General features: G+C 33.4%; 11 protein-coding genes. 6 read left to right on the top strand and 5 right to left on the bottom strand.

From position 1 onward, the window contains the following. Nucleotides 1-66: 66 nt before the first annotated feature. The 6 genes from AC4PRO_RS10840 to AC4PRO_RS10865 all read left to right on the top strand — a co-directional run bounded on the left by AC4PRO_RS10840 (nt 67) and on the right by AC4PRO_RS10865 (nt 8282). Complete coding sequence (locus tag AC4PRO_RS10840; protein ID WP_492117352.1) at nt 67-1887, top strand: hypothetical protein; 1821 nt, start codon at nt 67-69, stop codon at nt 1885-1887. A 170-nt stretch (nt 1888-2057) separates the two neighbouring features. Next, nucleotides 2058-2360, top strand: coding sequence for a hypothetical protein (locus AC4PRO_RS10845; RefSeq protein ID WP_074722127.1), 303 nt, complete (start codon nt 2058-2060; stop codon nt 2358-2360). Nucleotides 2361-2532: 172 nt separating this feature from the next. Continuing rightward, nucleotides 2533-3009, top strand: a complete 477-nt coding sequence (locus AC4PRO_RS10850; protein WP_492117353.1) for a hypothetical protein — start codon at nt 2533-2535, stop codon at nt 3007-3009. Between the two features lie 176 nt (nt 3010-3185). After that, entirely contained in the window at nt 3186-3752 is a 567-nt protein-coding gene (locus AC4PRO_RS10855) for a hypothetical protein (protein WP_492117354.1), read from the top strand. Between the two features lie 161 nt (nt 3753-3913). Continuing rightward, entirely contained in the window at nt 3914-6445 is a 2532-nt protein-coding gene (locus tag AC4PRO_RS10860) for a PIG-L family deacetylase (protein ID WP_492117355.1), read from the top strand. A 121-nt stretch (nt 6446-6566) separates the two neighbouring features. Next, nucleotides 6567-8282 carry a sodium:solute symporter family protein gene (locus tag AC4PRO_RS10865; RefSeq protein WP_074722135.1) on the top strand — a complete coding sequence of 572 codons (1716 nt, stop codon included), beginning with the start codon at nt 6567-6569 and terminating at the stop codon, nt 8280-8282. A gap of 181 nt (nt 8283-8463) precedes the next feature. On the opposite strand, the gene AC4PRO_RS10870 is transcribed toward AC4PRO_RS10865, so the two are convergent. From AC4PRO_RS10870 to AC4PRO_RS10890, 5 genes are all read right to left on the bottom strand, one after another. Continuing rightward, on the bottom strand, nt 8464-9306 hold the full coding sequence (locus tag AC4PRO_RS10870) for a DUF2911 domain-containing protein (protein WP_074722137.1): 843 nt from the start codon (nt 9304-9306) through the stop codon (nt 8464-8466). A 55-nt stretch (nt 9307-9361) separates the two neighbouring features. Continuing rightward, nucleotides 9362-10036 carry an HAD family hydrolase gene (locus AC4PRO_RS10875; RefSeq protein WP_074722138.1) on the bottom strand — a complete coding sequence of 225 codons (675 nt, stop codon included), beginning with the start codon at nt 10034-10036 and terminating at the stop codon, nt 9362-9364. 75 nt (nt 10037-10111) lie between these two features. Further along, nucleotides 10112-10828 (bottom strand): tRNA threonylcarbamoyladenosine dehydratase, encoded by a 717-nt coding sequence (locus AC4PRO_RS10880; RefSeq protein WP_074722140.1) that lies wholly within the window; start codon nt 10826-10828, stop codon nt 10112-10114. A gap of 36 nt (nt 10829-10864) precedes the next feature. Next, nucleotides 10865-11515, bottom strand: a complete 651-nt coding sequence (locus tag AC4PRO_RS10885) for a TatD family hydrolase (protein ID WP_492117356.1) — start codon at nt 11513-11515, stop codon at nt 10865-10867. Continuing rightward, entirely contained in the window at nt 11515-12126 is a 612-nt protein-coding gene (locus tag AC4PRO_RS10890; protein ID WP_492117357.1) for a DUF1684 domain-containing protein, read from the bottom strand. The genes AC4PRO_RS10885 and AC4PRO_RS10890 overlap by 1 nt, the downstream gene beginning before the upstream one ends. Between the last annotated feature and the right edge of the window lie 13 nt (nt 12127-12139).

Here is a 12139-nt window from a genome sequence, read left to right on the forward strand (position 1 = left end):
CCTGCGAGGTGTTGCAGTAACCTAAAAAAATGTTGTGCTTTAATTCTTATTTTAAAATATTTTTAAATGCCTTCACACCTAAAAATAGTACTATTTATTTTGATGGTTTTTTGCTATCAACTTTCTTTTTCGCAAATTAAAAAAAACGAAAAAGACAGCTCTGACGTATATCAAGATATTCAAACCTATTCCAAAAAAAATAAATTCACTAAGTTTTTACATGGCGTTATTTTTAAATCTAACAATTCAAAGAAGAAAAAAAAAGTTGTAATACCTACGAAAAAAACATCCTACGAAGGAAAAATCATTAGGAACATCAATATCGTAACATTAGACCCTTTTGGTCATTCTGACGCTGATACTACCACAAATCCTCGCAACTGGGGAGAAAGAACAGGAAATAGATTGCATCTGAAAACTAAAAAAATAGCTATAAAAAACCTACTACTTTTCAAAAAAAACGCACCGTATAATGCTTTCAAAATAAAAGAATCTGAGCGTATCATCAGGCTGCAAAAGTTTGTAAATAGAGTCACTATCTCTGCGGAACCGATCACTACTGAATCTGATTCTATCGACGTATCTATTCGGGTTTTAGATTCTTGGAGCACAATCCCAAAATTTTCAGTTTCAGGTACGAAAATGTCATTAGGCGTTAATGAAAGAAATTTTTTTGGTATCGGTCATCAATTAGATTACATCTATACTCATCGATCCAACGATGGAAAAAATGCTAATAATTTAGCTTATATTGTTCCTAATATTAGAAACACCTTCGTTAGAACAGTATTTAAATATCAAAATGATCTAGATAACTATTATACGAAAAGCATTGCGGTTGAACGCCCTTTCTTCTCTCCCCTTGCGAAATGGGCTGGGGGTATTTCTTTAGATCAGCAATTTAGAAAAGACACTTTGCAAACTCCTGATTTATCATATGTTTCACAAAATTTTAAATTTAGTTCCCATGATTTTTGGGTTGGAAAAGCATTTCAAATTTTTAAAGAAAATACAATCAATGATCAAACTACAAATTTAATTTTATCTGGACGCTTTCTAAACATTAATTATCTTGAAAGCCCAATTGTGGAATTTGACCCTATCAATTTCTATTCGGGAGAGCAATTGATTTTATCTGGTATTGGTATTAATACTCGTCAATTTATTCAAGATCACTATATTTTCAGAAACGGAATAGTTGAAGACGTACCTATCGGAAGAATCTACGGTGTAACATTTGGGTACCAATATAAAAATTCAAGTTGGCGACCGTATTTAGGTGCTCAGGTTTCCTTTGGAAAATACCGCAAATGGGGTTTTTTAAGTACTAATTTTGAAGTGGGCACCTTTTTTAATAATTCAAAAACAGAACAAACTGCCTTCTCTTTTCAAGCCAACTATTTTACAAAACTGATGGAACTTGGGAATTGGAAAATAAGACAATTTATCAAGCCTCAAATAATTGTAGGGATCAATCGACAGAATTCAGTAGGTGACCGATTGAGCATTAATGAAAATTATGGAATTCAAGGCTTCAACAGTGCGATCTATGGAACCCGTAAAATGATACTGACTTTACAAACACAAGCGTATGCTCCAAAAAATATTGGAGGATTTAGAATGAATCCTTATTTCAACTATTCTATCGCCTTATTAGGAAATAAAGTAGATGGTGTAATGACAAATAAAGCGTATTCCAAAATCGGGATTGGAGTGATCATAAACAATGATTATTTAGTCTTTAGATCTTTTCAATTATCACTTTCTTATTATCCTACAATTCCTTTCCAGGGAGATAATATATTTAGCACTAATGCTTTTGAAACATCAGATTTTGGATTGCAAAATTTTGAGTTAGCCAAACCTAAAACAGTACAGTATAAATAGATAAAAAAGTCTATTAAAATGTTAAAAAACTCAAATACATGCTCTTAGAAATACTAATCCCTTAACAAAAGTGTGAATTTTGTAAAAATAGCGATTAATTATACAACTCTGATTGCCAAATTGTTATTACCTTTATAAAAATAATCAAGTCCAATTAAAACCCAAAAAAAATGAAAAAACTTAGTCTCTATTTAATGATAATGGTATTATCATTATGTGCCGTTCCTACTACAATGTTAGCAGCTGAAAAAAACCCAACTACTAAAGAAGTTCCTGCTGAGGTTCAAACGATGCTTAATCGTTTAGAAGAAATTAAAGAAATGGATAAGTCTTCTTTAAAATCTTCAGAAAAAAAAGAACTACGTAAAGAAGTTCGCGAAATTAAAAAAGAATTAAAAGCATCTGGAAATGGTGTTTATTTTTCTGTGGGAGCAATAATAATAATAATCCTTTTATTGATTTTATTATTATAATAAATCCCTATTAAATTTGCAAAGAAAAAGAAGCGTAAACCTACGTTTCTTTTTTTTTTGAAATAACTTAAATAAATGTTAACGCAATTAGTATGGCACAATAGTTGGCTATAACTGTACCGTATTGAAAATATAAATACTATAATTCGAATATCAATTAAATATAACAAAAATGAAAAAATTTAAATTACTTGCTTTGGGAATAGTTCTCTTTATAGCAGGATCCACAAGTGCACAAGTTTCTGTAAATGTAAATATTGGTAGTGCTCCTTCATGGGGTCCTTCAGGATATGCCGAAACAGAATATTATTATTTACCAGATGTTCAAGCGTATTACGACATAAGAGCTTCCCAATTTATATATTTTGGAAATGGTAATTGGGTAAGATCAAGATACTTACCTAGACAATACAGAAACTATGATTTATATAGTGGATATAAAGTGGTATTAAACGATTACCATGGTAGAACTCCTTATACCTATTATAAAAAACACAAAGCAAAATATTATAAAGGATACAAAGGTCATTACCAAAAAACAATTGGGCATAGAGAAGATAACCATAAAAATTACAACGATAATGAACAGAATCGCGGTAAAGAAAATAAGAACCACGGAAACAATGGTCATGGAAAAGGAAAACATTAATTTCAATTTTATAATGAGAGAAAGAGAAACGCAAACTGCATTTCTCTTTTTTTTTGACCCTACATTAACATCTAACTATATGTTAATAAAATCATCTTGGCACAGTTGTTGGTTTTAGGATAAAAGTATTGTGCTAGCCAATACAATATTAAAACAAATACAAAAAAACAGAAAAGATGAAAACATTAAAACTATTAGCCGTTGGAATAATTCTACTCGTATCCAGTTCAATTCAAGCCCAAGTTTCAGTAAGTTTAAATATAGGGACAGCTCCTTCCTGGGGTCCTTCAGGATACGCACAAGCAGAATACTATTATTTGCCAGATGTTCAAGCTTATTATGACATTAGAGCTTCACAATTTGTTTATTTTGGAAATGGAAGATGGGTTAGATCAAGATACTTACCAAGACAATACAGAAACTATGATTTATACAATGGTTATAAAGTAGTGTTAAACGGCTACCATGGTAACAGACCTTATACTCACTACAGGAACCACAGACAAAGATATAGTCCAAATTATAGAAGTCACCATCAAAGAACCATTGGAAATAGATATGCGAAAAGCAATCATAGAACATATGATAATCGCCGATATGTAAAAAATCATAGATCTTCAAATGACCATAGATACACTGGAAACCATAACAATTCCGATAATCATAGAAAATCTGATAATCACAGAAGCAACAATAATAAAAACCGTGGGAATAATGAAAAAAATAACCATGGGAGACGTTAATCTCAAGTAGTACTTAGATTAAAAAAGGAGAGCGCTATAGCAGTGTTCTCCTTTCTTTTTATAGCTATATCAGTTTCTTTTCAAACAAAGAAAATAAGAAACCTTTTAAAAAAAACATTTAATTACTACATTTGGCCTAATTGCAATTAAACTTTAAAAAAATGTTCAAAAATAAAATTCAATATATTTTAATTTTTCTTTTTTGTTTCCAAATACTACTAGCTCAACAGCCTCAAAAACCAAATTCAGTTGAAATTTACAACCACATTCAAAAATTAAATTTCTTAGGATCTGTACTCTATATTGCAGCACATCCTGATGATGAAAATACCCGCTTAATTTCTTATTTATCCAATGAAAAAAAAGCAAGAACAGGATATTTATCATTGACGCGTGGTGATGGAGGCCAAAACCTAATCGGTCCTCAATTACGGGAATTGCTAGGAGTGATTAGAACACAGGAACTACTTGAGGCCAGAAAAATTGATGGTGGCGAGCAGTTTTTCTCCCGTGCCAATGATTTTGGATTCTCTAAAAACCCTGATGAAACACTTGAAATCTGGGATAAAGAAAAAGTACTTTCTGATGTAGTTTGGGCGATACGAAAATTTCAGCCTGATGTAATCATAAACAGATTTGACCACCGTAGTGCAGGCACAACGCATGGACATCATACAGCCTCAGCAATACTAAGCACTGAAAGTTTTAATTTAACCAATGATGCCAACGTTTTTCCTGAGCAATTGAAACTAGTACAAACGTGGAAACCCAAACGCCAGTTTTTCAATACGTCTTGGTGGTTCTATGGTAGCAAAGAAAAATTCGATGCTGCCGATAAAACAAATTTGACTACGATTGAAACCGGAGTATACTATCCTAACTTAGGAAAATCAAACCAAGAAATTGCAGCCTTAAGCAGAAGCAGTCATCAGTCACAAGGTTTTGGTAGTACAGGAAGTCGCGGGGAAGAATCAGAATATCTAGAACTTATCAATGGAGAAAAATTAAACAACACCGCTAATATTTTTGAAGGAATTGATACTACTTGGAATCGTGTTCCCGGTGGAAAACCTGTTGGCGAACTACTATCTCAAATTGCTTCAAAATATGATTTTTCGAACCCTTCATCAAGTATTTCTGAGCTGTCCAAAGTCTATTTGATGATTCAATCATTGAATGACAACCACTGGAAAGCATTAAAAATGAGAGAAATTGAAAAAATAATTGCTGACTGTTCTGGTTTATATCTTGAAGCAGTATCCTCGAATCAGGAAGCTACCCCAGGTAGCCTAGTACAATTAAAACTCGAAGCCATAAACAGAAGCAGTATTGATATGCAATTAGTAAGCGTAACCACTTTGCCTACACAAAAAAATACGGTATTCAATAAACTATTAAAGAAAAACAATTCAGAAAACATAGCGCTTGATTTACAATTACCTTCAACTATAGAATATACACAACCGTACTGGCTAAAAGAGAAAGGAACCGTCGGGATGTACACTGTTGCTGACCAGAAAAACATAGGAATTCCAGATATTATTAGAGAAGTAAAGGTGATTTTTAATGTTCAAATTAATGGCATAAAAATCCCGTTTGAGCGGGCCGTGGTCTATAAATACAATGATAAAGTAAAGGGGGAAATGTATAATTATCTAGATATTGTTCCCGAAGTTACTACAAGTATTCCAGATCATGTTTCGTTTTTTAATAACGAAAATAAAAAACCTATCGCAGTAAAAGTTAAGGCAGGAAAAGATAACATAAAAGGGAATTTACAACTCGAATTACCTAGAAATTGGTCTGTTTCTCCTCAGTCTATTCCCTTCACATTAGATAAAAAAGGAATGGAGCAATTGTTTTACTTTGAAGTAACTCCTCCAGTAAAGCCTGATGAAGCTATTGCTAAAAGTATTGTTATTGTAGACAATAAAAGATATGAAAAAGACCAGATAATAATCGATTACCCCCATATCACTAAGCAACAGATATTGAAACCAGCTGAAGCCAAATTCATCAAATTAGACCTTAAAATAAATAATCAAAAAATTGGTTATATTATGGGTGCAGGTGACGAAGTTCCCGAAGGACTTACTCAAATGGGATATAGAGTGACCTTATTAAATCCTGACGAAATCACGCCTGAAAAATTAGAATCATTTGATGTCATTATTACGGGAATTCGGGCCTATAATGTGTTACCCACATTGGAAAATAAACAAAAAATACTTCTTGATTTTGTAAAATCTGGAAAAACGATGATTGTCCAATACAATACACCAGACGACGCAATTCCTGCTGATATTTCCCCTTATCCATTGAAGATATCGAGCGACAGGGTAACCGAAGAAAATGCGGAAGTACGATTTTTAGCCCCAAACCATCCTATTTTGAATTATCCCAATAAAATTACCGCTAAAGATTTTGAAGGTTGGACTCAAGAACAGGGCTTGTATTATCCAAACGAATTTGACAAGGCGTTCACTCCTATTTTATCTTCAAATGACAAAGGAGAAAGCCCAACAAATGGAGCTCTACTGGTTGCTCCTTATGGAAAAGGATACTATATTTATACCGGTTTAAGCTTGTTCAGAGAATTGCCAGAAGGAGTGCCAGGTGCTTACCGCCTTTTGTCGAATATGATTTCGCTGAAAGCGCCCGTATCAGTTCCTTCCCAAAACTTAAAAAACTAAAGAAATAAATATGGAGCCAAAGAAAAAGAAACCTTGGAAAAAGGATTATACAATGGTACTTGTAGCTAACGCTATTTATATCTTAGTTTTTTATCTAATAATGAAATTATACTCTTAAGCTATGCAACTATTCGATTGGATTGTACTTATAGGCACCTTGCTTTTTATTGTGGTTTACGGTGCCTGGAAAACGAAAGGAAGTAAAAACGTAGAGGATTTTATTCTCGGTGGTAACGAAACCCCTTGGTATACGGTAGGACTTTCTGTAATGGCAACGCAAGCCAGTGCCATAACCTTTCTATCAACTCCTGGGCAAGCCTATCACGACGGGATGGGCTTTTTACAGTTCTATTTTGGTTTGCCTATTGCCATGATTGTGATCTGTTTGACTTTTATTCCTATATATCATAAATACAAGGTTTACACCGCTTATGAATACCTCGAACAGCGATTTGATCTAAAAACCCGATCGCTCGCCGCAATTCTATTCCTTTTTCAGAGGGGATTAGGGACAGGACTGACTATTTATGCGCCAGCGATTATTTTATCAGCGATACTGGGATGGAATCTCACGTATATGAATATTGTCATTGGTGTTCTGGTAATTATCTATACTTTTTCAGGAGGTACAAAAGCAGTAAACGTGACACAAAAACAACAAATGTTTGTGATTATGTCTGGTATGCTGATTACTTTTTTCCTTATTCTACACTTTTTACCAAATGAAATGACCTTCAGTAATGCACTTCATATTGCTGGTGCAAATGATAAAATGAATATCGTCAGCTTTTCAACAGATCCAGAAGAAAAATACACGATTTGGAGCGGAATCACAGGTGGTTTTTTCTTGGCTCTAGCCTATTTTGGAACAGACCAATCACAGGTGGGTCGCTATTTATCTGGAAAATCCGTTCGCGAAAGCCAAATGGGATTAATTATGAACGGGCTTTTAAAAGTACCGATGCAATTTTTCATCTTGTTGACTGGAGTAATGGTTTTTGTCTTTTTCCAATTCAATCCAGTCCCTTTAAATTTCAATCCAAATAATAAAGTTACCATTGAAAAATCACCGTACAAAGCAGAATATCATGTTTTAGAACAGAAACTAGATGCGCTTTCAGAAGATAAAAAAGTAATTAATCTGCTGTATATTGATCAGCTCAATCAAGATTATGACAATCCAATTCTACGAAAGGAATTAGTTGCTTTATCGACCAAAGAAAAAGATTTAAGAGATCGTGCTAAAGAAATAATTTTAAAAGCAGATAGCGACAGTGAAACTAATGATAAAGATTATGTTTTCTTCCACTTTATATTGAACTACCTGCCCAAAGGACTTATCGGACTATTATTAGCCGTAATAATTTCGGCAGCTATGTCTTCTACCGCCTCTGGTCTTAACGCCTTGGCATCTACCACGGCAATCGATATTTATAAGCGAAATGTAAAAGGCGTCAAATCAGATAAACATTATCTTAATGCCACAAAATTTTTTACATTGTTTTGGGGAATTGTTGCCATATTATTTGCCTGCATCGGTACCCTGTTTGAAAACTTAATCCAATTGGTAAATATCATTGGTTCCATCTTCTACGGAACGGTGCTGGGGATTTTCTTGGTAGGGTTTTATATAAAATTTATAAAAGCCCAGGCTATCTTTTATAGTGCGCTAATAAGTCAAATTACCATTTTCATTATTTACTATTACGCTATTGCTATTTATCCAAGTGGGGAAGAAAAACTAGGGTATTTATGGCTAAATTTCATTGGTGCCATGCTTGCCATTGTACTTTCTTCATTGCTGCAATGGACTGTCTTTAGAAAAGAAAAAGCATAATATTTGACTATAGTAAATAAAAAATCCCGTCTAATTTTTAAAGTTAGACGGGATTTCTTTTTAGTAAAAAAGCAGTTATTTCACACCACTTATCTTTTCTATACATTCCAAAAATAGACTGTTTTCAAACTATATCGGCTTTATACTAGCACTTTATTAGACAAAATAAATCTAATTTGCATTATTTACTCCATTCTGAAATACTGTCTTTATTCATCTTAACATAATCCATATTTCCAGCTACTTCGGCAGCTTTAAGCGATAGTTTTGCAGTTTCAATAGCTCCTTTTTTGTCTCCTTGTTTCGCTTGGATCAATGATCTCTGACGTAAAAAATAAAACGGTTTCTCCGCACTTAATTCTAATGCTTTATCAATGTAGGTTCTTGCTGTACTGATATCTCCGTTAGATTGATAGTAAAACTGAGCTGCTGAAAAATAATCTGTAGCAGCAGGACCAGCTAATACCTTTTCTATGCTTGCAATCGCATTTTTTTGACTAGGTACTTCAAATTTTAAAGCGACACGAGAATTTTCCCAATACATTTCTAAGTATGCAAAATTGGTATCTAAACCATTTATTCCAATTGTAAAGGTCTCTACTGCTTTTGGTGTAGATTCTTCTTTTACAGTAGTTCGCAGTGCTACATTTGCTTCATTAAATTCTTTCGGTGTCCCCCAATTGTCTGTCGTAGTATAAAAAATAACTTCCCAACTTTGAATATTTGGAATCGTATATAGTGCATATTTCCCTTTCTTCAATGTCTTTCCATCGATCATAACGTCATCACTAAACGATATTGTAGTGTTTTCATTGGCTCCTGTTCTCCAAACTTCACCAAAGGGAACTAAGTTACCAAAAACTGCTCTGCCTCTTGCAGATGGTCTGGAATAAACAATTTCTACATCAGTTAGACCTACAACCTGGTCAATAGTTGACTTCGGACTTGCCTGTGGTGTTTTAATTTGTGCTTCGATTGTAAATTGAGTGATAATGATGGCTAAAGCAATTAGTATTTTTCTCATATTATATGTTTTTTTTTGTGAATTTCAAAATTACAAATTCAGATAGTTTTATATGTTAATTATTCCCTAATTTGGATTGAATAGCCGTAACTTTTTCGAAATCTAATTCCGAAAAATGATTAATGATCACATCTGCTTCTGATAAATCTTGCATTTTAGAATGAATACTATTGTAACCTACGCAATAAATCCCGGCAGCTTTAGCCGCTTTTACACCATTTGTACTGTCTTCAATTACGATACAATTTGCTTTAGAAGCGATTGACAATGAGGCTGCATGCACAAAAATTGCTGGATCCGGTTTGGATTTTGGAAAGTCCTCGCCGCTCACAATATGTGTAAAATAATTATGCAACTTAAATCGCCCAAAAACGCGCTCAATTGTCACTTTCGAAGCGGATGACGCTAAAATCAACTGCATTCCTTTAGCATGAAAATCGATGATTAGCTTTTCTACTCCTTCCAGTAATTCCAAATCTTCTTTGGTATCAAAAGCATCATTGAAAATAGTTCTTTTTCTTTGAATTAAATCTTCAACATCGTGATCCAGATTAAAAATATTTTTCAAATTTTGAAATACGTTTCGCGTAGAATTTCCAGTAAAGGAAGTGAACATCTCTTCGGTTACAGGGATATTGAGTTCGTCAAAATGCTGAAAATAAGCATAACGATGTACCGGTTCAGTATCTACAATTACCCCATCCATATCGAAAATTACTGTTTGTATCATTTTTATTTTACCCCGAAGGCGCAAAGACAGAACGTCTTTTTTTAGTTATTATATATGCTTAACTTTAATATTAGGCTACTCTTTTTTAAGTAGATAACGAATCACAGTTTCAGCTGCATACAGGCCAAATAGCCCTGGCATATAGCTGTTGGTTCCGTAAAATGATCTTTTAAAATTTGAACCATCAGTCATTTTTAAACTGGTATCATCTTGAATTTCTGATGAAAAAACCACTTTTAATTTATCAATTTTGACCTCCTTTAAGCGTCTTCGAATTGTTTTTGCTAGAAAACAATTCACAGTTGTACTAATATCAGATACTTTTACTTTTGAGGCTTCCATTTTTCCACCGGCACCCATACTGCTTATTATCTTTACTCTTTTTCTTTTGGCTGCAATGATCAAATTCAATTTAGGTGTTATGCTATCGATGCAATCTAAAACATAATCAAATTCTTCACCAACGATTTCAAATGCACGCTCTGGGGAAAGGAATTCCTGTATTCGTGTCAATTTTAATTCTGGATTAATATCCATCAATCGATCGCCTACAATGGTAATTTTAGGTTGTCCTACTGTCGAATGTAAAGCTGGTAACTGCCTGTTTATATTGGTAATATCGACCACATCTCCATCTACAATCGTCATGGTCCCTACTCCTGCTCTAGCCAAAAATTCAGCTGCAAAAGATCCTACACCACCAAGGCCTACGACCAATACATTCGCTTTTTGTAGTTTATCTAATCCTTCTTTTTTAAATAAAAGCTCCGCTCTTTCTGTCCACTCTGCCATATTTTTTTCTTTAAAGTTTAAAGTTCTGCAACTTCATTATTCAATTTTAAAAACGTCTAAAACAGTTGCATTTATCTCTTTCTGTAATTCAGCAACAGTTGTGTTCTTATATTTTGCTGCTAACGCATATACTTCGTTAATCTTTTCTTCGACAGTATCAGTCTCTAAGAAAAAACGATTATTTGGAATACTTTTAAAAACCGATTCCAATTCTGGATTACGTAATAAATATTTTCCAAACGAAATATAAAGTCCATTCTCCAGTAATTGTTTGGCCAATTGCCTATTTTTAGAATACCCATGAATAATCATAGGAACTGAAATATTCAATCTCTTCTTAGTATCCATTACTTCCTGAAAAGCCGCTACACAGTGAATTACAACTGGTTTATTGTGTTTTTGGGCCAAAAGCAATTGCTTTTCAAAAACCATTTGTTGCAACTTCAATGGTATTGCTATTCTTTTGTCTAATCCACATTCTCCTATAGCAAGGCAATTTTTTTCTTGCAATTTACTTTCGATAATTCCCAAATCTGCTTCCACTCTATCCTCCACAATATACCAAGGGTGAATCCCCATAGAATAAAATGGAATCGTCGCGTCGAACTCCTGAGGATATTGATTGACTAATTCAAGCACATCAGCTTGATTAGTAAAATTATGGGTATGGAAATTAAAGAATTTCATTAGTTATGAAAATTTTTAACGCCCGCCTTAATTTCGATATCTAAATCATTTTCTAAAGGAACCTTAGGACAGGAGTATTTATGATTATAGGCACAATATGGATTGTACGATTTGTTAAAATCGATAGCGATAGTATTGCCTTTAGGTATTTCCAAATCTATATATTTTCCGCCTATATAGCTTTCGTTCCCACATGTAAGATCTGAAAAGGGCAGAAACAAGGCGTTTTTATATTTTTTCTGTTTCGAAAGTTCTATATTCTTGTACAAATTCAGTTTTAATACTTTTCCATCGATCGTGAATGTTGCTTCTCCATATTTCACATAGATTGGTTTTCTGTCTGTTGACGTTTTCATCTCAAATGGTTTCTCCTTTTCTGTTCTTGTAAATTGGGCTACCACATAATACTTTTCATTTATTGGATAAAAATCCAATGTTTTGAAACTTGCCAAATCTTCGGCCATTAACGGACTAGTTTTACCATCGGCATATTCCGCATTAATTTCTTTTTGAAATTTCTCTGTAGAACTGATTTGAAATTTTTCTTGTGCAAAACCAAAACTTAATTGCAATAAAAGAATAAGGAGTAGGCTATTTTTCATCATTTTCATTTTAGCAAAAATA

Source organism: Flavobacterium sp. DW-iso2 (genome assembly GCF_058725285.1).